Origin of the sequence: Salinisphaera aquimarina (assembly GCF_042643355.1) — a bacterium.
GTDB lineage: Bacteria > Pseudomonadota > Gammaproteobacteria > Nevskiales > Salinisphaeraceae > Salinisphaera > Salinisphaera aquimarina.
In genome coordinates, this window is the sequence record NZ_JBHRSS010000003.1 from 1,158,367 (window position 1) to 1,180,155 (window position 21,789).

The window sequence follows — 21,789 nt, forward strand, 5'->3', positions numbered from 1 at the left end:
AGCGCTAGCGCGCTTCGGGTTCCCTACGCAGCCTTCGGCTGCTCCGGCGGCAACTGAGCTTAGGCGTTATACGAGGAGTCATGGAAAAGGACATTATAAGCGGCTTCGTGAACATGGTTGCTTTACCGCAGGCTACCGTCCCAATAGCGCTGTTTTCTGTTTACGTCTATAAGACAGTAAAAGAGCGGTTCATGTTAAGGAAAACCCGACGTACCGAAACCTTAGATCGATTGTTGGCGTTTTTTTCGGATGTTCACAATGGAAATAATTTTGTAAAGGAGCAGTTGTTCTTCAACCATTTTGGCGTCCTCTTATCAAGCCGAGAAATCGATTTGCTTCTGTCGACAAAAACGCCGAGCTTTCACCTGAGTCGTTTTATTCATGCTATTAGCTTGGTGGAAATTTCCGGTGCGCCTCTTGCACTAAAAATTAAAAAAAATAGAAAACTACCCCGTTTACGGAAGTGGTATCTACTGTGGTATGCACTGAGCGGTATGGCAGGCGTTCTTCTATTGCTCAATACGAACGCGGTTTTCTCAGTCTTAGGTCCAAAATCTTATGCGCCGTGGGCTATCATGATTTTTTCACTACTCACGTTTGCGTGGGTAAATATGGATGCTGCTCTAAAGGCGTCGTCCGCCATATCGCTGCAGCAAGAGCTACAAGAAGATGTATAACGAGGCGCTGCAGTTGACCGCCCAAAGCGCTGGCGCGCTTCGGGTTCCCTCCGCAGCCTTCGCCTGCTCCGGCGACAACTGAGCTTCCGCGTTGGGCAGCAGCGCATAAGGATCACTTTCGACTGCTCAACATGGCTGGGCCTATTGCTGCAAACTGCGCTCACCGCTGCATGTCGCTGGGATTCCAATGTCGTGCCTCCGAGTAACCGCTTTATAGCGGTGTTATAGACATGACTCTATAGCGCTGTTAAAGTGCGAGGATGAATAGACGCGAAACCATACTGATGGCAGCGCTTGAGCTTCTTGCGCAGAAAGGTGAGGCGCGCTTGTCGACACGGACTGTGTGCGTCGCGGCGAACGTCACCGCCCCCACGCTTTATCACCACTTCGGCAGTGCCGATGGGCTTCTCAGTGCCGTGTTGACCGAGGGCTTTCGGCAGTTTCTCGAGAGCAAAAAGGCGGCCGAACAATCATCCGACGCGGAAATAGCCCTGCGTGAAGGCTGGGAGAACTATGTTCGCTTCGCGGCGGAACGACCAAGGTTGTACGCGGCCGTGATGGCGCGATTCCTTCAAGGGGCGACCATCCCTGCCACCGAGGAAGCGTTTGCTTTACTCAGACAGCGGATAGCGGCGCTCGAAGCGGAGGGACGGCTTGCGATCGCGGCGTCCGATGCCCTTTCCATCATATGGGCATCGGCCAACGCCGCCGCCCAACTTTACGTAACGGCGACGTTGCCAGCGAACGCGTACCTTGCGGCGCCCGATTCCCGGGTCATCGAGTCGATTTGCGATCAAGCCGTTACCAGCATTTGTACACCCCGCACGGAGAGTGAATTATGAGAATTCTTGTCACTGGCGGCTCCGGGTTTCTCGGCGCTCGCCTGATCTCAAAGCTCAAAGCGGATGAATACGATGTGCTGGCCCTTGCGCGATCTCCTTCATCGGTTGAACGAGTTCGAAGCCTTGGCGCCACTCCGGTCAGCAGCGATCTCGAGACGCTTGAAGCGGGGCAGCTCCCCGACCTCGACGGCGTGATCCATACGGCGGCGTATTTTCGGTTTGCCGGTCCACGGAGACCGTATTTTCGTGTTAACACCGATGGCACCAAGAGGCTCCTTGAGGTAGCCAAACGAGCCGGCGCCAAGACCTTCGTGCATGTGAGCGCGGCCGGTATCATCATGGATGACAAGGGCTCAAAGATTCGCAACGCCGACGAGTCCGCTCCGACGTTCCCGGACAGTTTTTCAGGCTATATCGCGAGCAAGGCTCGCGCCGAGGCAGCGGTGCTGGCCGCCGATCATGCCGAATTCCGAACGATTGCAATCCGGCCGCCGGGTATCTGGGGGCCTGGCGACGCCTTCAGTAAAGCCATTCCGGAAGCGATCGGTTCGGGCCAGTTCCGTTTTATCGATCGCGGCGACTACCCAGTCGCAACGTGCCACGTGGACAATGTGATAGAGGCCCTCCAATGCGCACTCGTGGGAGGACAAGGCGGCCGAGCTTACTTTATTACCGATCCTGAGCCGACCACATTCCGCGATTTCGTTGCAATGCTGGCAAGCGTTCACGGGCTGTCGATCGAGAAGATTGGCTCGATGTCGTACCGGCTGGCTTTCACGTTGGGACGTATAATGGAGGCGGGTGCCGCCGTTACCTTATCGAAAAAGGATCCGCCTTTGTCCCGTACCCTGGTGCGTATGATAGGGCGCGAATTCACGCTTGACGATGCGGCTGCGCGCCATTCGCTGAGTTATGCTGCACGAACGTCACGGAGCCAGGGCTTGGCTGCCTTTGATGAGACTGCCGTCGCTTAAGTTTCCTGGCAGCATCAGTACCCGCCTGGGATGCAGCTAAACAAAAACGGACTGCCGCCACTGGCTGCAAAGAGTCGAAAACAGGCGACGCAATTGAGCTAGATGCTGCCCAACAGATCGCTGCAGTTGACCGCCCGAAGCGCTGGCGCGCTTTGGGTTCCCTCCGCAGCCTATGGCTGCTCAGGCGGCAACTGAGCTTCGGCGTTATGCTCAAAAAGGAATTGCATGCCATATCGGATGAATCCGCGACAATATGAGTCTTTATTAGCACTCAGCAGTGCTGATCGAAGCTCTCATTTTGTCGGCAAAGTGGCGGATTGGCAGCAGTTGTGGGGCGTCAAAAATGACGAAGGCTGGCTTGTCCCAATCACCCCTGATGATTTGGAATACTTCCCTGTCTGGCCGCACCCGGAATATGCTCAAACAATCGTCGATGAACATTTTCCTGGCCATCACGCAGTTGAGATCTCGCTAGATGAATTCCTGTCACACTGGCTTCCAACTTTCGAGGGTGACGGCGTAAAGGTGGCGGTGTTTCCAAATAGAGAGTGGGTTTTCCGGGTGATGGAGCCCAAAGATATGGAGCAATGCCTGAGAGATGAGTTGGCATTGTATGAATAAAGCATAACCAGGGGCTCAAGCCGACCGGTACTACGCTGCGCTCCGTACCGGCGGCTTCGCCTAGGCGTTGGGTTTCTAGCCAGAACTTGGTCGTAAAATTGAATGTAAATTCTGGAGGCCAGTTCATGAGTACCGCTAAAGCCGAAGTCGCATCAATGCTGGCGTCCTTGCCCGAAGATGCTAGCCTCGAAGATATTCAATGCCATCTTTATGTGCTGGAAAAAGTCAAAAGAGGCATGGAGCGAACTGACTCCGAAGGCGCAATCCCACATGAGGAAGTCAAGAAACGCCTTGGAAAATGGCTCGATTCTTAGCCTGGTCACCGGAAGCGGCTGAGGATGTGGAGCGCATTGCCATCTACATCGAACAGGATTCCCTCTAATACGCGCGAGCCGTAGCCTCACGAATCGTAGCGACCGCCGACTCTATTCCCGAGAATACGGAATTGGGAAGCATGGTTCCGGAAATAAATGACCCCGATTACCGGGAGCGATTCACCCATAAATATCGCATCATTTATCACCTGGAAGCCGAACGTATTCTCATAGCAGCAGTAATTCACGGCAACCAGGAGTTCGAGCCACAAATCCCGCGAATTAAAAGTGGGTTATAAATCCAACAGAGCGCTGCAGTTGACCGCCCAAAACGCTGCCGCGTTTCGGGTCCGCTTTGCAGCCTGCGGCTGCTTCGGGATCAGCTAAGATTCAGTGTCATGCAGTCAGCGCCGGGAGGGCCGCTCATGGCTGTAAAGCCGGTTATCAACATTGCCGACGTTGAACTTTGCGATACCCGAAACGGCGAGCGTTTCGAGGCACAGCTGGGTTCGATGGCTTCCAGGATTGGCGCCAGCAAACTGGGTTGCCGCCTCACCGTTGTTCCGCCCGGCAAACGGGCGTGGCCGTTCCATAGCCATCATGCGAACGAGGAAATGTTTTTCATTCTCGAAGGCACGGGCACGTATCGCTTCGGCGAGGAAAACTATCCGGTCAAGGCTGGTGATCTGCTGGCAGCCCCGGTGGGCGGCGCCGAGCACGCGCATCAACTCATCAACAGCTCCGCGGCGCCGCTGAAGTATCTGGCGTTGAGCACCATGCACGAGCCCGAGATCATGGAGTACCCGGACTCCAACAAGTTCGGTGCGTTCGCAGGCGCGCCACCGGGCGGTGCCCAGGATAAGCGCACGTTTGCTGCGTTTGTTCCCTCGGACGCAAAAGTCGGATATTGGCACGATGAAAACTAGGTGCGTTCCTGATGAAGCGCAGCACCGCACCGCGGCTTGGCTCCCGCTGCGAGCTATGTTCGCTCCGGCGGCGGTTGGGTTGCACCGTCGGGTCGGTGTTTGAAAGATGTCGGCATTTGGCGCCGCGTCATTGCGTGATCTAGGCGAAGTTGCGAATTGGATTGGCTCGTCCAAACAAGCCCGAGAGTGGGCGGGGCCAGCTGTATCGTTTCCAATCGATGCCGAACAATTGCCGCAGCAGGTCGAATGGTCAGACGCCGGGTCATTTCGTCTCTCCAGCGAAAAAGGGCTCGTTGGTTTCGGCCAAGTCGTGCCCAAACCCGATGACCGGTTGCACATAGGGCGTGTTGCCGTTTGGCCCGGCGCCGCGCCAGCGGCCATTTTGGTGCAAGACAAGGCGCAGTGCGCGTCGTGTAGCCGAGCTACATAAGGGTGCTGCAACGCCGTATCGCAGGAAAATGGATGCTGTCCCGAAGGGTTGCGGCCCAAAATCGAGCCATACGGCGTTGCGCGGCTTGACCCTAGAATGACTAGGGCCGGCACCCCGCGCCTTGTCTGGCCCGATTTTGGGGTGCAACGCGGGGCCGCGCCAAACGGCAACACGCCCTGGCTCGGTTGATAATCAAGCCGGATTTGCGTGGCAAAGGCTACGGGCGCGAATTGGCCCAGTCGCTTCTGGATGAAGCCCTGGCCCATGGCCCGAAAACGGTCTCGTTGAACGTTTATTGCGATAACAAGCCGGCTATTGCGCTTTATAATCGGCTCGGTTTTATCGCTATCGAACGAGCGCCGGGCGATTCGAAATCAGATGCGCAATATGTGGTTTACGAAATCTCACGCAGTGCCGCTTTTGGCCGCGTCTGTCGGGGCGACAACTGAGCCTGGGCGCCGGGCAACAGGGTAATAGGCAGCAGGATGCATCAAGACGAAATCAAGGCTGTTTTTGACCAGCAAGCCGCCGGATACGACAAGCAATGGGCGAAGATGGCGCCGATCCGTAACGGCCTGCATTTTCTCCTGGAATCAGTTTTCGCTGAATTGCCGGCTGATGCACGACTCCTCTGTGTAGGCGTGGGCACGGGTGCAGAACTTGCCCACCTTGCTCAGAAAAATTCTCGTTGGCGTTTTACGGTGGTCGAGCCGTCCGGGCCGATGCTCGATGTGTGTCGTCAACGGGCTGAAAACGAAGGCTTTGCGTCACGCTGCGATTTTCATGAAGGCTATCTGGAGTCGCTTCCTGCCGGTGATGGGCATGATGCGGCCACCTGTTTTCTCGTGTCGCAGTTCATTCTTGAAGAAAAGGCGCGTTCGGCGTTCTTCCGGGAGATTGCGAAAAGGCTTGAGCCGGGCGGAATTCTTGCAAGCTCTGACCTGGCCTCGGAGGTAGGTTCGCAGGACTACGAAGCCTTGCTTCACGCCTGGATGAACATGATGGCCGGGGCGAGTATCTCGCCCGAGGATCGCGAGCGAATGCGTGAAGCGTACGCAAATGACGTCGCGGTACTTGCGCCGGATACAGTGGCGTCGATCATCGAAGCCGGTGGCTTCGAGTCGTCGGTGCAGTTCTTTCAGGCCGGATTGATCCATGCGTGGTTTTCAAAGCGCGCATTGATGGCTGCCGCCTGAGAGACCGCAGCAGTTGGCCGTTCACGGCTTGCCGCGCTTCTGATCCTTACGTGGTGGTCTGCGACTGCCCTGGCAGCTGCTGAACGTCCTCGTCGGGCAGGGCGGGAGAACTTAAGCGATGAAGGTCAGCGACAGGATTGCGATGAGCGTGGGGATGTTGGACATCGCATACGTTGCGTGGACGACCTTTGCCATCGCGCGGGGGGCGCTCGGGCTCAAGTCGCCCAATTTTGGCGCTCCATTTTCCGAATTCGAGATCGTGGTCAACCTGTGCGTCTATCTGGCCATGGCCGCGTGCGGCGCCGCGCTTGTTCTGCGGTGTCACTCGTTGTCGTGGCTTAATTATCTCTTGCTGCCTGTTCGTATCCTGCTGGTCATTCCGACGCTGTACCCGGTCTTCGCGCTCCTTACGGCATTGGGTGTCGTCATATCCATACGGCACGAGCTTGTGTTGCTGCTTCTTAGCGAGTTCGTTCGGTGTATCTTCGTCTTTCTGTGGGACAGAACGTGGCGCGAACGCCTGAACGCAACCAAGGGTGCGCGCGGTATCTAACAAGCGTCGAAGTGGACCTGCGCCGCATGGCCGAGGCGTTATGCGGCATGAGTGGTCAACCGAATGGCGCGTGCCCACATGAAGACGATACCGACGCAATCGCCGGATACGGGTTGTCGACCATGGCGACAAGAACGTTTCTTTTTTCAAGTATCCCGTTGACGGCCATTGCAACGGCGGGCGGCGTGGCGCATTTGCTCGAACTGCCGGACAAGCTTGATTTGTCGGCAGAGGGCTATCTGACCGTGCAACATATCTATCGGGGCCGGGCGCTGCTCGGCGTGCTGCTTTGCTCCGCGTCCGTAGCTGAGATTTCTCGCCAGCGTCTGGTGGCGCCGTGGCTTTAACCGATAAACAAACGGGCGTATTGAAAGGCATGCTGGTCGGGGCGGCTTGCGCGTTGGCGATCGTGATCGTGGGGGCGTGGCTCAATCCGTTTTCGTTTCAGTCGGAGATGGGCAGCGCCGAGCGTCTGGGCATCGCTATCAAAGCGAGCGTGTTGCCGGCGATTTTTCTGGCGGCGTCGGTGGGGCGTCTTGCAAAGCATCGGTTTTTCACGCCCGAAGATATCGACGGCGGCGGTCTGACACGTGGTACGGAACGCGCAATGCTGCTGCAGTCCTTGCTGCAGAACACGCTCGAGCAATTCGCGCTCGCCGTGGTTGCCTATTGCGCGTGGGCCGTCGTGATGCCGGCGACGTGGCTTTCCGTGGTGCCCCTGGCCGCCGTGGCCTTTGCCGTGGGACGTGTCATGTTCTTCTCTGGCTATGAACACGGGGCGCCATCGCGGGCTATCGGTTTTACCCTGTCGTTCTACCCGTCGGTGCTGATGTTGGCATGTGTGGTTCTTGCCATGTTCATCTAGCCTGATCAGGTTGTGGCTGCTGGCATTGGCTGCGCGCGTCGGGTTCTACATTGCCGTCCAACGCGTCGTTCAATCGGCGTGCCGTGCTTTGTTCGATAGCGGCTTCGAACTACTGTGGCGAAATCACCGGCAGCCGTGATGCCGGTCCGAGGAGGAGCGTATGTCAGGTGATGTGTTGAATACGCCGGCCGGGTTGCCGGTGCCGACGGACGATGGCGCGGCCGATCATCTGCCGGGTACTGCTTTGCCCTCGCTGCAACTGGAGAGCACGGACGGGGCGCGCGTCGATCTCGGGAAGCTGAGGGGCTGGTGGGTTGTCTATATCTATCCGATGACGGGCCGGCCGGACGTTGCCTTGCCCGACGGCTGGAACGAGATCCCCGGGGCGCGTGGCTGCACGCCGCAATCGTGCGGCTTTCGGGATCATCACGCCGAGTTGAAGACGTTGAGCGCCGGGGTGTTCGGCCTGAGCACGCAGGACAGCGCCTATCAGCGCGAAGCCCGCGATCGATTGCAACTGCCGTTCGAGTTGCTCAGCGACGCGGGTCTGGCGCTGCGGGACGCGCTCGGCATTCCGAGTTTCGAGGCGGCGGGCGCCCGACTTTACAAGCGCCTGACGATCGTCGCCTACGACGGCCGTATCGAAAAGGTCTTCTACCCGGTTTTCCCGCCGGCACAGAATGCCGAAGATGTGCTGTCTTGGCTTCGCGACAATCCCCAGGCTGGGCCGCGGCGCTAATCGTGTATCTGCCGCAAATCGCAGGGGGCACCGGGTAAGAGGTCCGAATGAGTTCTTCAGCAACAACACAACCCGGACAATGTTCATGTGGGGCGTGGAGATGGCGGTTCGCAGCGAGCCGCTGTTTCGTTTTTTCTGTCATTGCAGGATATGCCAAGCCTTCAACCAAGGCCCGTTCGCGGATGTGACGCTCTTCCGGATCAAAAGCGTCACGTGGCCCGAAGGCGATGCCGTGGCGTTCCGAAAACATCGGTCGCCGCCGGCGGTGCCGCGCGGCTTCTGTTCGACATGCGGCGGTGCGGCGATCGAGCTGGTGCAATTCCTGCCGCTGCTGAAACTGGCGTTGATTCCCAGTGCAAATTTCAGCGACGGCACGTTTCTGCCGGTGCCTGCGCTGCCTATGTTCTACGATCGCCGCGTGGGCGACGTGGACGACAAGCTGCCCCGATACAGCGGTTACTGGCCGAGCCAGATGGCTTTCAGTCGGCGTTTGCTGGCGAGCCTGTTTCGCACCCGCGGCTGAGGTCTCGACGACATGCGGCGGTCGCCGAGGAGCCGCGCCGCCCAGAGCACGACACGGCCCCGATGAATGCCATGTCTCTATTCCGGTTCATGTAGGGTTGCGGGACTATAATCGGCAACAGGATCTCGCTGGAGAATATGCATCATGAATGCTGAGGACAGGCCAGCGACGCAGGGCGCGCCCGACGCTGCTGCCGGCACGCGCGCGAGCGGCCGTCTGGCCGAGATGAACCCGGCATGGCTTCGGACCATGCTTTTGCATCTGTTTCAGGATCTCGACGAAGCCGTGGTGGTTGCCGACGCCGATCGCCGGATTACGCTCGTCAACCCGGCCGCTGCGCGGTTGTTCGGGTATTCGACCGAGGAGTTGGTGGGCCAGCCCTCGCGGCTTCTCTACGACTCGAGTAACGCGCATGCAGAGCAGGGGCGGCAGCGCTACAACGCTGGTGCAGACGCAAGCCACGAGGCTTATATCGTGCGCTACCGGCGCAAGGACGGCGCCACCTTCGATGGCGAAACCATCGGCGGGCCGGTCGAGGACCCGCAGGGCGGGCAACCGATCTTCCTTGGCATTATCCGGGATGTGAGTTCGCGCCTGTCGTCCGAGGGCGCGATCGATCGGCTGCACCGGATCACGTCGGATCGTGCGCTGGATTTCCAGGCACGCTGCAAGGCGATCCTGAATCTGGGCTGCGAGCAATTCGGTTTGCAGGCGGCGTTGATTTCGCGACGCGACGGCGACGAATACGAACTCATCGAGGCGATCGACCCGGAAGGCGGCGCAAGCGCGGGTGAGCGTATCCCCGCCGGGCATACTTATTGCGCGATCGCGCTGGCGCACGACGTGCCGATCGGTTTTCATGACATAAGCGACAGCGAACTGGCCGACCACGAGTGCTACCGTCAGTTCGGGTTCGAAGCCTATCTCGGCGTCACCATCTATGTGGACGGTGAACGCTACGGTGCGCTGGGCTTTTTCGGCACCGCGCCCACGGCACCGTTCACGCGACGAGAACTGGATCTGGCCGGCATGTTCGCGCAATGGTTGGGGCACGAGATCGCACGCCAGGCGGACTTGCAGGCCATGCGGGCGATGCAGGACAAGCTCAGTCGGCTGGCGACCATCGATGATCTCACCGGTCTGGGCAACCGACGTTTAGCGACCGAGCGACTGGAAGCACAGTTGCAGCGGGCACGGCGTCGGAACGACTCTTTCGCGGTCGCACTGGTGGATTTCGATCATTTCAAGCGGCTCAACGACAGCCATGGCCATGCCGCGGGGGATGCCGCGTTGCGTCTGTTTGCCGAGATCGCGCGTCGCAGCATGCGTGGCTCCGATTTCATCGGCCGCTGGGGCGGTGAGGAGTTCATCGCGGTGCTCGAGGATGATTGTCCGCCGTCCGCGATCCGGGGCGTCGAACGTCTGGTCGAGGCCGTTCGGGCCACGCCCCTGCGGCTCGACAGCGGCGACCTGCCGCTGACCGTCAGCGCCGGAGTGGTCATATCGCTGCCCGGCGAAAGTGCCGAAGACATCGTGGCCCGGGCGGATGCGGCGCTCTATCAAGCCAAGAGCAGTGGTCGTGACCGGGTCGTTCTGGGTCCCGGCCCGAGCGAGTCAAATACGCCCGAGCCGACGCCGGGATAGCGCTTACTGGACGCCGCGCGTCGTTGTTGGCAGGTGATGGTCGCGGAATCGGGAATAACGTGTGGCCACCACTGGGCCACACGCTATCCCGGGTGCTTTCGAGCTAGTGGTCGCGTCGCTTGGTCGCGGCGTAGCCCAGGCCGAGGAACACCAGCAATGCGAACACCCATGTGGACGGCTCGGGAACGCCGACCGGGGCGCCGCCCGCCGCTTCCAGATTGATCGACGAGCTGTTCAGGCCGCCGTTGCCGTCGCGCCAGTCGATGCCGAAGCCATCGATCAATCCGCTGAAACCGTCGGCCCAGCCCGATCCGGTGGCGATGCTGATGTAGGAGATCTCTTCGTCGCGATAATCGACCAGGGCATCTTCATAGGCCGAACTGTAGTCGGACCAGTTCACCGGGCCGGAGGTCAGATCGCTCAGGAACGGGTCGGTATGGGTGCCGAATACCGGCCCGCTATCGCCGCGGTTGGCGTCGAACACGCGCAGACGGTTTTCGGTGCCGTCGGTTGACCACTGCGTCCAGACGTTGTCCTGCTCGTTGCGGTTGTCGGCGTAGATCGGCTCGAAGTTCAGCCGGCGACCGTAGAAGCCGTCGTCGTTGAGGTCGTCCTTCAGCGTATAGACATTGACGTACCAGTTGACCGGGGTCGACTGCGGCGCCTGATTGGTCCAGAAGCTGAGTGCTGCCAGGTCACCGATGGTGACGGGTGACCCGCCAAACAGCTCGTTGGCGCCGATATTGATTTCGGTGCGCGTGCTGCCGTTGGCCTGGAACGAGCCGGTAGCGAAACCTGGTGCGGCATTGCCGTTGACGCCGATCACATCGTAGGCCGGATTATCCGATGAACGCGTGATATTGACGGCAAAGGCCGGTGTGGCCATCAGCACTGCGGTCAGCGCCGTGACGGCGCCCGCGACAAGTGTACGAGCCTTGGTATGAGTCATGGTGATCCCCCCGATCCATATGACGTGGTTTTCGTATTTGTGTTGGCTGGGCAGAAATGCCCGCAAGCGACGCCGTGTACATGAGTTATCGCGGCCCATCGTTGCGAGCGGGTATAAAGCAAGAAACTCGCCCGAAGAATAAAACGCTGTAAATACATCTGCCTGCGTGATTAATGCGACGAATAGAGGTCTCGACAGGAGGAAAATGTAATTAATTCCGACACGGCAAGGGCCGGCGCTGGCCGGAAAATTTTCCGCGCGCGACGGGCCAGGATGGTGCGTGACCGGCGGGCAGGAGCCGCAATCGAGTGCATATCCCGGCTCCAGGGCTTAAACGACAAAGCGCCAGAAGTTTGGCTTGAAACGCGCTGCTTTGGTGCGTGGGGCGTGTTGGGCGATCGGCGAGGCCTTTCAGACGGGCGGTCGCTAAGACGATTCGCTGATTGCAAACCCGTGACAGCTCCAATAAAAGTCGGAGTCGGCGTTGTCCTAAGCGCCGGATCGCAGCCAGGGGGCGATAGAAGCGTCTGTGGGTTGGCATGACCATTGCTGTCAGTCCGTCGACGCAACATTCGATTAAAACGAAGGGGATTCATCAATGCGACACACCATCAAGGGGCTGGCTGGCCTCGGGCTGCTGCTGGCGGCCACGGTTTCCATGACGGCCAACGCGGCGTCGACGCTGGAGACGGTCAAGGACCACGGCTTTCTGCAGTGCGGCGTGAGCACCGGGCTGCCCGGTTTTTCGCAGCCGGATCAGGACGGCCACTGGACCGGCATCGACGTGGATACCTGTCGTGCCATCGGGGCCGCGATCTTCGGCAGCGCCGACAAGGTGCGTTTCACGCCGTTGACCGCCAAGGAGCGTTTCACCGCGCTGCAGTCGGGCGAGGTCGATGTGCTGGTGCGTAACACCACCTGGACGCTGACCCGCGATGTGTCGCTGGGGCTGAACTTTGCCGGCACGAACTATTACGACGGCCAGGGCTTTCTGGTACGCAAGGAAATCGGCGTGGATTCCGCCAAGCAGCTGGACGGGGCGACCGTCTGTATCCAGTCCGGTACCACGACCGAGCTGAATCTGGCGGATTACTTTCGTGCCAACGGCATGAAGTACAAGGCGCTGGTGTTCGATACCTCGGACCAGACCGTGCAGGGCTTCGCCAGCAACCGCTGTGACGTGCTCACCTCGGACCGTTCGCAGCTGGCCGCGCTGCGTACCAAGCTGCAGGATCCGTCGAGTGCGGTGATTCTGCCGGAGACTATTTCCAAGGAGCCGCTGGGGCCGGTGGTCCGCCAGGGCGACGACCAGTGGTTCAACATCGTCAAATGGGTGCTGTTCACCCAGATCAACGCCGAGGAACTGGGCATCACGTCCAAGAACGTCAAGCAGATGATGGATTCGGACAACCCAGAAATCCAGCGTTTGCTCGGCACCTCCGGCGATATGGGCGCCAAGCTGGGCCTGCCGGATGATTTCGGCGTTGCCATCGTCAGCGAAGTCGGCAACTACGCGGAAATGTTCGACCGCAACGTCGGCCCGGATACCGCGCTGGGCCTGAATCGTGGCGTGAATGCGCTGTGGTCCGACGGGGGCGTGCTCTACGCACCGCCGCTGCGCTAGCTCACGGCGACACTGGCCATCCGTGTGCGATGACGCCGGAATCGTTCCACCATGTGGACGGTTTCGGCGTCATGCCATGAACTTCGCTGAAACGCCTGCATGTCGGGCGGCGCACAACCGATCCGAGTGCCCATGACCGAACCGTCCCCGCCCGCCGGCGCCCGCCAGAAACGCATCTGGAACGATCCCAGGGTGCGTGCGGCCGTCTTTCAGGCCGTCGCTCTGGGGGCCGTGCTGTGGTTCGGCTGGTCGCTGTTTTCCAACACGCTCTCCAACATGGAAAGCCGCGGTATCAATACCGGCTTCGGTTTTCTCGATCAGCCGGCCGGCTTCGGCATCATCATGAGCCTGATCCCCTACGACGAGACCATGTCGTACGGGCGCACCTTCTGGGTCGGGCTGCTCAATACGCTGTTGGTCTCGGGGCTGGGTATTGTCCTGGCCACGATTCTGGGTTTTGTCATCGGCATCGCGCGACTGTCGCGCAACTGGCTGGTGGCCAAGATCGCGTTGGCCTATATCGAGATCTTTCGCAACATTCCGTTGCTGCTGCAGATCTTCTTCTGGTATTTCGCGGTGCTGCGGTCGGTGCCGTCGCCACGCCAGAGTCTGTCGCTGGGCGATCTGTTCTTTCTCAACAATCGCGGCTTCTATATGCCGCGGCCCGAATTTCTCGACGGCTCCGGTGTGGTGCTGATCGCACTGATCGTTGCCGTGCTGGCGGTGATCGGGGTCAAGATCTGGGCCACGCGCCGCCAGGACGCCACCGGCAAGCTGTTTCCGGTGTTCTGGACTTCGCTGGCGTTGCTGATCGTGCTGCCCGGTATCGCCTTCGTGGCCGCCGGCCTGCCGCTGGACTGGAACATGCCGGCGCTCAAGGGCTTCAACTTCGGTGGCGGCATCGTGATCACGCCGGAGCTGGCCGCGCTGCTGGTCGCGCTCACCATCTATACCGCGGCCTTCATCGCGGAAACGGTGCGCTCGGGCATTCTCTCGGTCAGCCACGGCCAGACCGAGGCCGCCGAGGCACTCGGGCTGCGCAACGGCGTCATCCTGCGCCGGGTGGTCATTCCGCAGGCGATGCGGGTGATCGTGCCGCCGTTGACCAGTCAGTATCTGAACCTGATCAAGAATTCGTCGCTGGCGACCGCGATCGGTTATCCCGATCTGGTCGCGGTGTTCATGGGCACCACGCTCAATCAGACCGGGCAGGCAGTCGAGATCGTGGCCATGACGATGGCGGTGTATCTGGTCATCAGCCTGGTGATTTCGCTGCTGATGAATATCTACAACCGCACCGTGGCGCTGGAGGAGCGATAGCATGAGCCATCACGTCGCCAGCCCCGACCTGCCGCCGCCCGTCTCCGACACGGGCGTGTTCGGCTGGATCCGCCAGAACCTGTTTCCGAACTGGATCAACGGCCTACTGACGCTGGTCGTGCTCTATCTGCTGTTCAAGACGCTGGTGCCGGCGCTGAACTGGGCCATTTTCGACGCCCAGTTCTTCGGCGACAGCGCGAGTGCCTGTTCCGATCAGGGCGCCTGCTGGGTGTTCGTGCAGCAGCGTATCGGTTTCTTCATCTACGGCTTCTATCCGGATGTGGCGCGCTGGCGGATCAATATCTGCTACGTGATGATGGCGATCGTGCTGGTGCCCCAGTTCATCACCGGTTTTCCGGGTCGCAAGTGGCTGGGCCTGTTCGCGCTCACCGGTTTTCCGGTGGTGGCCTATATTCTGATCGCCGGCGGCTGGTTCGGTCTGATGCCGGTACCGAGCGCCCGCTGGGGCGGGCTGACCCTGACCCTGGTGCTCTCCTACGGCGGCATCATCTCCTCGTTGCCGATCGGTATCGTGCTGGCGCTGGGGCGCCGCTCGAGCATGCCGATCATCCGCGGGCTGTGTGTGGTGTTCATCGAGGTATGGCGCGCGGTGCCGCTGATAACCGTGCTGTTCATGGCTTCGGTGATGCTGCCGCTGTTTCTGCCCGAGGGCGTGAGCTTCGAAAAACTGCTGCGCGCGCTCATCGGCATCACCCTGTTCTGGTCGGTCTATATGGCCGAGGTCGTGCGCGGCGGCCTGCAGGCGATTCCCAAGGGCCAGTACGAGGCCGCCGACGCGCTGGGCCTGGGCTACTGGCGCAAGATGGGGCTGATCATCCTGCCGCAGGCGCTGAAGCTGGTCATTCCGGGCGTGGTGAATACCTTCATCTCGTTGTTCAAGGACACCACGCTGGTGCTCATCATCGGCCTGTTCGACGTGCTCGGCACGGTCCAGGCCACCATCATCGATCCGGCCTGGCAGAACGTGGCCACCGAGGGCTATGTCTTCGTGGCCTTCTGTTTCTGGGTCTTCTGCTTCGGCATGTCCCGCTACAGCCAGAACCTCGAGCGCAAGCTCGATACCGGCCACCGCATCTGAGGGCGCAACCATCATGACCACCGACAATTCCCAGACCGCCGCGGCCGCGCCCGCCGATGTCATCGTCCAGGTCGAGGACATGCACAAGTGGTTCGGCCAGTTTCATGTGCTCAAGGCCCTGAATCTGGAAGTGACCCGCGGCGAACGGATCGTGATCTGCGGGCCGTCGGGCTCGGGCAAGTCGACCTTCATCCGCTGCCTGAATCATCTCGAGGCGCATCAGCGCGGGCGGATCGCGGTCGACGGCATCGAGCTCAACGAAGACGTCAAGAACATCGAGACCGTACGCCGCGAGGTCGGCATGGTGTTCCAGCATTTCAATCTGTTCCCGCATCTGACCGTGCTCGAGAACTGCGTGCTCGCGCCGATCTGGGTACGCAAGACACCGCGTCGCAAGGCCGAGGCCGCGGCGATGAAATATCTGGAGCGGGTCAAGATCCCGGAGCAGGCCGGAAAATATCCGGGCCAGCTGTCAGGCGGCCAGCAGCAGCGCGTGGCGATCGCGCGTTCGCTATGCATGAATCCCAAGATCATGCTCTTCGACGAGCCCACCTCGGCGCTCGATCCGGAGATGATCAAGGAAGTGCTGGACACCATGATCGAGCTCGCCGAAAGCGGCATGACCATGCTCTGCGTGACTCATGAAATGGGCTTTGCCAAGACCGTGGCCGACCGCGTGATCTTCATGGACGCCGGCGAGATCGTGGAGCAGGCGCCGCCGTCGGAGTTCTTCAGCAATCCGCGCGAGCCCCGAACCCGCCAGTTTCTCGAGCAGATACTCGACCACTGACGCGGCGGCCTCGCCGTTTATTGCCCGAGCAGTGCCTGTGCGGCGGCGCGCCCGGACAGCCAGGCGCCCTCCACGCGCCCGCCGGCCAGCCAGTCGCCGGCCAGGGCCAGGCGTATTTCAGGCTCGACGTGGCAGAGCGTGCGCGCATCCGGTGCGCCGTCACCCGGCCGGGCATAGCGCCAGCGGTGGCCGCGAACAGGCGTGATCTGGGCGAGCACGATGCCGGTGATGGCGCTGAATTCATCCATCAGGATCTGCTGCACGGTCTCCGGCGTGTCCTCGACGTGCGCATCGCTGAATTCGGGCGTGGCATGCAGTGTCCAGAGACGGCGTGCGGCCGCGGTGTCGCCGGCCTTGTGGGTATTGTCTGCAATCCAGGCCAACACGCCGCCCTTGACGAACAGGCCGTGACAATCGGGCAGTGCAGGCGCTTCGACCACCAGCGACTGACAGGCTCGCAGGGCCTGATCGGCATGGGCGAGTGCGTCGATCTGGCCAATGTGACCGCCCAGGCCGGCCAGCAGCGTGGCTGCCTGCGGCGCGGGCGTGGTGATGATCAGGGCATTGGCGTGCAGCGGCGCCGGGTCGTGTTCGATCGCGACCCGCCAGCCGTCGGCTTGCGCGCTCACATCGACGACGCGCGCAACGCAGCGGATATCGGCGCCGGTCTGCGCCAGCCGATGACGAATCCAGTGATTGAGACCGGTCGGGGCGACAAGACGCCGGCGCCGATCCGGCGACGAGGCCCGTCTCCAGCCGTCGCCGACGGGCTCGGCGACCTGTATCGCCGGCTGCCAGCAGTTCAGATGCCCTGCGGCGAGGTCGGCGTCGACGACCGGCCGGAATGCGGCATCATCGGCGGTGAAATACTGGGCGCCGTAGTCGAACCAGGCGCTGCCCGGATCCGCGGCGATTCGACGCGTGGCACAGCGCCCGCCGGGCGCGCGGGCCTTGTCGAGCAGACGTACCTGCCAGCCGGCCTTGGTGAGAACGCTGGCGGCGCTTGTGCCGGCGACGCCGGCGCCGATGATGAGGGCGTTGGGCATATGGGACGGGCCGTTATTGCGCCGCGCAAAATGCGGCAAAACCGGTATGATGGATCGTATTGTGCTCGATACTTTATTCGGTCGTGATTCGATCCATGCCTAGAACTCAAGGGCTGCTTGTGTGCGTGCTGTTATCGGTCGCAGCCACCGTAGCCGCCGCACCGTCCGATACCGCGCCTTATCCCATCGACGACGGACTGGCTGCCACCGTGGTGGGTACGCCGGCCGACTATCTCGCGGATGATCTGCCGGATGATCTGGATTTTTCGGTACGCACGCTCGACCCGCTGGTGGATCGCGATACGCCGCCGACGCTGCGCTATGCGCGCCCGCTGCAATATCTGCTCGTCACCCAGCCCGATCCGGCGCCGCTGGCGTTCGCGATCGCCGGCACCGGCTCCAGCGCATTGTCGAGCAAGTGCGTGCTGCTCTCGCGCGTGCTTTATGCCCAAGGCTATAGCGTCGCCTGTCTGCCCTCGCCGACCAGCGTGACGTTCATGCTCGGCGCGGCCGAATATCCGGTGCCGGGGCGGATGTCGACCGATGTGGCCGATCTGTACCGGATGATGGGTGCGATTCGCGACGACGTCGCCGAAGAAACCGAGATCACCGGCTATGCGCTGACCGGCTGGAGTCTGGGCGGTACGGAGGCGGCGTTCATCGCCCATCACGACGCCCAGGTCGGCGAGTTCAATTTCTCGCGCGTGCTCATGCTCAACCCCGCGGTCGACGTATGGGCATCGGTACAGCGCATGGACACGCTGCTCGCCGACAATCTCGACGGCGGCATCAACGGTATTCCGGCGTTCGTGGCGCGCGGTCTCGGCGGCCTGCGCCAGATTTATGCCAGCGGCGAGCCGCTGCGCTTCAACGAGGATTTCCTCTACCAGGCCTATCTCACTCAGGATCCGGACCGCAGTGATATCGCCGCCATCATCGGGCTGGCGTTCCGGCTGTCGCTGGCCAACATGGCGTTTGCCGCGGACGTGATCACGCATTCGGATGTGATCGTGCCCAAGGACGTCGATCTCGGGCCCTACGACTCGCTCGACCCGTATATCCAGCGCTCGTTCAAGATCTCGTTCACCGACTATATCGACCAGCTGCTGGTGCCGTACTGGAACCGCGACGGCCGCCATGTGCCGCGTGAAGAACTGGTCAACGAGGCCGACCTCCGGGGCATCGGCGATTATCTGGCGACCAATCCGAATATTGCGGTGTTCACCAACGCGGACGATCCGATCCTGAGCGCGGATGAAGTCGCGTTTTTGCGTTCGACCTTCGGTGCGCGCGCCCGTATCCAGCCGCACGGCGGGCATATGGGCAATCTGGCGTTCCGCGACACCGTCCATGCAATACAGGAATTCTTCTCGCCATGAATGCGTTGGCTCTCACGATGGCGCGCCAGCGCGCGGCCCTGGTCATAACCGCCTGTCTGATGCTGGGCGCCTGCGCGAGCACGCCGCCGCCGCAGACGGTCAGCGAGCAGACGCCGGACAGCGTGCCGGTGACCCAGACCACGGCCAATCCGCTGGCGATCAACGATCCGCTGGAAGGCTTCAACCGGCGTGTCTACCGATTCAATGCGCTCGCCGACGCGTACGTGCTGATGCCGGTGGTGCAGGTCTATCGCAAGGTCACACCGGGCTTTGCCCGTACCGGCGTGCAGAATTTCTTCTCCAACCTCGGCGAGATCAACACGTTCGCCAACAGCGTGCTGCAGATCAAGCCGAAGAGCACGGCGGTGACGCTGTCGCGTTTCGTGATCAATTCCACCGTGGGTCTGGCGGGTCTGTTCGACCCGGCCACGGCGATTGGCCTGAATCAGTACAACGAGGACCTGGGGCAGACCCTGGGCCACTATGGTGTGGGCGCCGGGCCGTATCTGGTGCTGCCGTTCTTCGGGCCGTCGTCGCTGCGCGACAGCGTCGGGCTGGCCGGCGACCAGGCTTTTTTCTTCGTCCTCGACCCGTTGCAGTTCGATGATCACCCCTGGGCGCGCGTGCCGTACTGGCCGCTGTACGTGATCAACAAGCGCGATACCGTGAACTTCCGCTACTACCAGACCGGTTCGCCGTTTGAATACACACTGGTGAGGCTGGTGTATCTGAACTATCGCGCCCTGCAGGTCGAGCAGTAGCGGAAGCGCAACCAAGCGCGCCGATGTTGCGAGCCTCAGAAGCCGGGCTGCAGCACCCCGAGACTGGAGCCGGCGTTCTTCTATAAGCAATTCGCCGATTACGCCGATTGCCCGGACGCAGTTATCCCCGTTCGGCGCCGTCCTGAATATGCGCAATCGGCGTAATCTGCGGATTGAATGCCTTGGGTCCGGAAGAATTCCGCGCAACGCTGCGAGGCGTACTCATTCTGAATCTGGCATTCAAAGCCAGTTCTTGTACTTGAAGTAGGCATAGGGCGCGATGCCGGCGAGCACCATGCCCACCAGGGCCACCGGATAGCCGTAGGTCTGGGCCAGTTCCGGCATGTGCGCGAAGTTCATGCCGTAGATGCTGGCGATGAGCGTGGGCGGCAGGAACACCACGGCGGCGATCGAGAAGATCTTGATGATCTGGTTCTGCTCGATGTTGATGAAGCCCTGGGTGGAGTCCATCAGGAAGTTGATCTTGTCGAACAGGAACGCGATGTGCGACATCAGCGTGTCCAGATCGTGCAGGATCTCGCGGGCGGTATCGCGCACCGGTGAGCGCGCCGGCAGATGCCGCAGCAGAAACGATATCGAGCGCTGGGTATCCATCAGGCACAGCCGGATCTTGCCGTTGGAATCCTCCAGCTTGGCCAGCCGGTCGATGGCTTCCTCGAGGTCGGCTTCCTCGTCCTCGAGCACCAGGTGGCTGACCTGTTCCAGCTTGAGATGGATATCCTCGACCGTGTCCGCCAGATTCTCGACTTTCTGCTCGAAGATGGTGATCAGCAGCGCTTCGGGTGAATCCGCCTCGACCTGATGTCGGCGCGCGCGCATGCGCAGCAGCCGGAAATCGGCGAGATCGTCCTCGCGGAAGGTGATCAGCCGCTCGGGCTGGAGAATGAAGGCAACCGTGTCGGTATCGTGCCGGCCTTCGCTCTGCGACAGAAACAGCGAATGCACATGGATGCCGTCGGCGTCGACGAAATAACGCGCCGAGGCCTCGATTTCCTCGACGTCATCGCTTTCCGGCAACTCGTCGGACAGAAAGCGCCCGAGGGCCGCGCGTTCGTCGGCGGTCGGGTCCTGGGCATCGATCCAGCTTGCCGCGCTCAGGCGACTGGCCTGATCGCAGGCGTCGGGCTCGTTGCGTTCCACGATCGTCTGGCCGGCGATTTCGAATGTGCGAAGCATGATTGAGGCCTGTTCGAGAACCGTCGAAACGACGACGGTGGCGCGCCCTTGGGCGGCCGGGATGCGACGTTGTGCCGCATCATAGGCGTGACGTCAGCGATCGGCCAGTGACAATGCGGTGTCACCGATCTCACGCGCCGCCAGGCGCAGCCAGTGCAGCGGATCCGCGCAGGCGGCGTCGACGCTCCCGGCGCGTTCGACCAGGGTATGACAGGCCGCGAAATGGGTCTCGAGGGTGGCGCGGGCGTCTTCGGCCACGGCCCCGGACACCAGCACGGTGGGCGTCGGCGCGGCGGCGCGCGCGATCGCCAGCGGCAGCTTGCCGGACAGCGTCTGACTGTCGGACCGGCCCTCGCCGGTGATCACCAGGTCGGCGTCGTCGAGCACGGCGCGCAGCCCGGTCATGTCCATGAGCGTGTTCGCACCCGGGGCGAGCTCGGCGCCGAGCACGGCCAGGGCGAAACCGAGCCCGCCGGCCGCACCGCTGCCGGGCGCGGTGGTATCGGCGTGCTCCGGGCATTGTCCGGCCAGGCGCTGGAAGGCCGCCTCGACGGCTTCGATCTCGTCGTTGCTGAGCCCTTTCTGGGGGCCGTAGACACGGCTGGCGCCCTGGCTGCCCAACAGCGGGTTGTCGACGTCGCACAGCGCGGTGATGCAGGTATCGGCCAGGCGCGGGTCGAGGTCGTCGAGATCGAGCGTGGCCAGCGCGAGCAGACCGTTCATGCTCGGCGCGATTACCTGTCCGTCGCGGTCGCGGGCCACCGCGCCCAGGGCCACCAGCAGCCCCAGTCCGGCGTCGTTGCAGGCGCTGCCGCCCAGCCCGACGGCGATATCGCGCACGCCGTCATCGAGTATGGTGCGCAGCAGTTCGCCCAGTGCCTGGCTGCTGCGCGCGCGCAATGCCGGCGCGTCGGCGGTGGCCTCGACCAGGGGCAGGCCCAGCACGCTGGCTGATTCCACCACGGCGCGGCCCTCGTCGGTGTGATACCAGGGCGCTTCGATCGCGCGGCCGTGAATGGCATTCAGGCTGCAGTGGCGCCAGTGGCCGGCGCAGGCCGCGGCCACGCAGTCGAGTGTGCCTTCGCCGCCATCGGCCATGGGCGCCAGCGTCAGGCGCGCCTGTGGCAGCGCCTGCTGCAGACCTTCGCCGAGCGCATGGGCGACATCCAGCGCCGAGGCGCTACCCTTGAAGCTGTCGGGGGCGAGCACGATATGTAACGAATTCATGGCTGCGGCCGATTAAGAAGACGCAAATGTATACTCCTGTCGACTCTATGCGAAACGCACCGGCAGGTACTGGGGAAGCAGTTTGCGAGGTTC

Annotated in this window: 24 protein-coding genes and 1 pseudogene; 21 read left to right on the forward strand and 4 right to left on the reverse strand. The window is 61.5% G+C overall.

Features of this window, described 5'->3' with window-relative positions; all coding sequences use genetic code 11:
* Window positions 1-80: 80 nt before the first annotated feature.
* From ACFOSU_RS08865 to ACFOSU_RS08935, 15 genes and pseudogenes are all read left to right on the forward strand, one after another.
* The gene (locus ACFOSU_RS08865; RefSeq protein WP_380688574.1) at window positions 81-677 is read left to right on the forward strand and encodes a hypothetical protein; all 597 of its coding nucleotides are present in this window, start codon (window positions 81-83) and stop codon (window positions 675-677) included.
* 260 nt (window positions 678-937) lie between these two features.
* Window positions 938-1,519 carry a TetR/AcrR family transcriptional regulator gene (locus ACFOSU_RS08870; RefSeq protein WP_380688576.1) on the forward strand — a complete coding sequence of 194 codons (582 nt, stop codon included), beginning with the start codon at window positions 938-940 and terminating at the stop codon, window positions 1,517-1,519.
* The gene (locus ACFOSU_RS08875) at window positions 1,516-2,493 is read left to right on the forward strand and encodes an NAD-dependent epimerase/dehydratase family protein (protein ID WP_380688578.1); all 978 of its coding nucleotides are present in this window, start codon (window positions 1,516-1,518) and stop codon (window positions 2,491-2,493) included. Before ACFOSU_RS08870 ends, ACFOSU_RS08875 begins: the two co-directional genes overlap by 4 nt.
* A 225-nt stretch (window positions 2,494-2,718) precedes the next feature.
* Window positions 2,719-3,114 carry a DUF2750 domain-containing protein gene (locus tag ACFOSU_RS08880; RefSeq protein WP_380688580.1) on the forward strand — a complete coding sequence of 132 codons (396 nt, stop codon included), beginning with the start codon at window positions 2,719-2,721 and terminating at the stop codon, window positions 3,112-3,114.
* A 125-nt stretch (window positions 3,115-3,239) separates the two neighbouring features.
* The gene (locus tag ACFOSU_RS08885) at window positions 3,240-3,428 is read left to right on the forward strand and encodes a hypothetical protein (RefSeq protein WP_380688582.1); all 189 of its coding nucleotides are present in this window, start codon (window positions 3,240-3,242) and stop codon (window positions 3,426-3,428) included.
* A gap of 83 nt (window positions 3,429-3,511) precedes the next feature.
* Window positions 3,512-3,727: pseudogene (locus tag ACFOSU_RS08890) on the forward strand (type II toxin-antitoxin system RelE/ParE family toxin); the annotation flags it as partial.
* A gap of 126 nt (window positions 3,728-3,853) precedes the next feature.
* Entirely contained in the window at window positions 3,854-4,354 is a 501-nt protein-coding gene (locus ACFOSU_RS08895; RefSeq protein ID WP_380688584.1) for a cupin domain-containing protein, read from the forward strand.
* Window positions 4,355-4,909: 555 nt separating this feature from the next.
* Complete coding sequence (locus tag ACFOSU_RS08900) at window positions 4,910-5,233, forward strand: GNAT family N-acetyltransferase (protein WP_380689223.1); 324 nt, start codon at window positions 4,910-4,912, stop codon at window positions 5,231-5,233.
* A 36-nt stretch (window positions 5,234-5,269) separates the two neighbouring features.
* A complete protein-coding gene (locus ACFOSU_RS08905; protein ID WP_380688586.1) occupies window positions 5,270-5,980 on the forward strand; it encodes a class I SAM-dependent methyltransferase in 711 nt (236 codons plus the stop codon).
* Window positions 5,981-6,098: 118 nt separating this feature from the next.
* A complete protein-coding gene (locus ACFOSU_RS08910; RefSeq protein ID WP_380688588.1) occupies window positions 6,099-6,533 on the forward strand; it encodes a hypothetical protein in 435 nt (144 codons plus the stop codon).
* A gap of 26 nt (window positions 6,534-6,559) precedes the next feature.
* The gene (locus tag ACFOSU_RS08915; RefSeq protein WP_380688591.1) at window positions 6,560-6,880 is read left to right on the forward strand and encodes a hypothetical protein; all 321 of its coding nucleotides are present in this window, start codon (window positions 6,560-6,562) and stop codon (window positions 6,878-6,880) included.
* Window positions 6,871-7,398 carry an MAPEG family protein gene (locus ACFOSU_RS08920; protein WP_380688593.1) on the forward strand — a complete coding sequence of 176 codons (528 nt, stop codon included), beginning with the start codon at window positions 6,871-6,873 and terminating at the stop codon, window positions 7,396-7,398. Before ACFOSU_RS08915 ends, ACFOSU_RS08920 begins: the two co-directional genes overlap by 10 nt.
* A gap of 172 nt (window positions 7,399-7,570) precedes the next feature.
* Complete coding sequence (locus ACFOSU_RS08925; RefSeq protein ID WP_380689226.1) at window positions 7,571-8,137, forward strand: peroxiredoxin; 567 nt, start codon at window positions 7,571-7,573, stop codon at window positions 8,135-8,137.
* Window positions 8,079-8,660, forward strand: coding sequence for a GFA family protein (locus ACFOSU_RS08930; RefSeq protein ID WP_380688595.1), 582 nt, complete (start codon window positions 8,079-8,081; stop codon window positions 8,658-8,660). Before ACFOSU_RS08925 ends, ACFOSU_RS08930 begins: the two co-directional genes overlap by 59 nt.
* 144 nt (window positions 8,661-8,804) lie before the next feature.
* Window positions 8,805-10,304, forward strand: a complete 1,500-nt coding sequence (locus tag ACFOSU_RS08935; RefSeq protein ID WP_380688597.1) for a sensor domain-containing diguanylate cyclase — start codon at window positions 8,805-8,807, stop codon at window positions 10,302-10,304.
* A gap of 103 nt (window positions 10,305-10,407) precedes the next feature.
* On the opposite strand, the gene ACFOSU_RS08940 is transcribed toward ACFOSU_RS08935, so the two are convergent.
* The gene (locus tag ACFOSU_RS08940) at window positions 10,408-11,253 is read right to left on the reverse strand and encodes a PEP-CTERM sorting domain-containing protein (RefSeq protein ID WP_380688599.1); all 846 of its coding nucleotides are present in this window, start codon (window positions 11,251-11,253) and stop codon (window positions 10,408-10,410) included.
* 658 nt (window positions 11,254-11,911) lie between these two features.
* Here ACFOSU_RS08940 and ACFOSU_RS08945 point away from each other — a divergent pair.
* The 4 genes from ACFOSU_RS08945 to ACFOSU_RS08960 all read left to right on the forward strand — a co-directional run bounded on the left by ACFOSU_RS08945 (window position 11,912) and on the right by ACFOSU_RS08960 (window position 16,086).
* Window positions 11,912-12,877, forward strand: a complete 966-nt coding sequence (locus tag ACFOSU_RS08945) for an amino acid ABC transporter substrate-binding protein (protein WP_380689228.1) — start codon at window positions 11,912-11,914, stop codon at window positions 12,875-12,877.
* A 132-nt stretch (window positions 12,878-13,009) separates the two neighbouring features.
* The gene (locus tag ACFOSU_RS08950; protein WP_380688601.1) at window positions 13,010-14,197 is read left to right on the forward strand and encodes an amino acid ABC transporter permease; all 1,188 of its coding nucleotides are present in this window, start codon (window positions 13,010-13,012) and stop codon (window positions 14,195-14,197) included.
* Window position 14,198: 1 nt separating this feature from the next.
* Window positions 14,199-15,296 (forward strand): amino acid ABC transporter permease, encoded by a 1,098-nt coding sequence (locus ACFOSU_RS08955; RefSeq protein ID WP_380688603.1) that lies wholly within the window; start codon window positions 14,199-14,201, stop codon window positions 15,294-15,296.
* 79 nt (window positions 15,297-15,375) lie between these two features.
* Window positions 15,376-16,086 carry an amino acid ABC transporter ATP-binding protein gene (locus tag ACFOSU_RS08960; protein ID WP_380689231.1) on the forward strand — a complete coding sequence of 237 codons (711 nt, stop codon included), beginning with the start codon at window positions 15,376-15,378 and terminating at the stop codon, window positions 16,084-16,086.
* Window positions 16,087-16,103: 17 nt separating this feature from the next.
* On the opposite strand, the gene ACFOSU_RS08965 is transcribed toward ACFOSU_RS08960, so the two are convergent.
* Entirely contained in the window at window positions 16,104-17,132 is a 1,029-nt protein-coding gene (locus tag ACFOSU_RS08965) for an NAD(P)/FAD-dependent oxidoreductase (RefSeq protein WP_380688605.1), read from the reverse strand.
* 95 nt (window positions 17,133-17,227) lie between these two features.
* Between ACFOSU_RS08965 and ACFOSU_RS08970 the strand changes: the two genes are divergently transcribed.
* Together ACFOSU_RS08970 and ACFOSU_RS08975 are read left to right on the forward strand one after the other, a co-directional pair.
* Window positions 17,228-18,511 carry an alpha/beta hydrolase gene (locus tag ACFOSU_RS08970; RefSeq protein WP_380688607.1) on the forward strand — a complete coding sequence of 428 codons (1,284 nt, stop codon included), beginning with the start codon at window positions 17,228-17,230 and terminating at the stop codon, window positions 18,509-18,511.
* The gene (locus ACFOSU_RS08975; RefSeq protein WP_380688609.1) at window positions 18,508-19,272 is read left to right on the forward strand and encodes an MlaA family lipoprotein; all 765 of its coding nucleotides are present in this window, start codon (window positions 18,508-18,510) and stop codon (window positions 19,270-19,272) included. Before ACFOSU_RS08970 ends, ACFOSU_RS08975 begins: the two co-directional genes overlap by 4 nt.
* A gap of 240 nt (window positions 19,273-19,512) precedes the next feature.
* Here ACFOSU_RS08975 and corA read toward each other — a convergent pair whose 3' ends face one another.
* Entirely contained in the window at window positions 19,513-20,469 is a 957-nt protein-coding gene (corA, locus tag ACFOSU_RS08980) for a magnesium/cobalt transporter CorA (protein ID WP_380688611.1), read from the reverse strand.
* A 93-nt stretch (window positions 20,470-20,562) separates the two neighbouring features.
* Complete coding sequence (locus ACFOSU_RS08985) at window positions 20,563-21,696, reverse strand: glycerate kinase (RefSeq protein WP_380688613.1); 1,134 nt, start codon at window positions 21,694-21,696, stop codon at window positions 20,563-20,565.
* Between the last annotated feature and the right edge of the window lie 93 nt (window positions 21,697-21,789).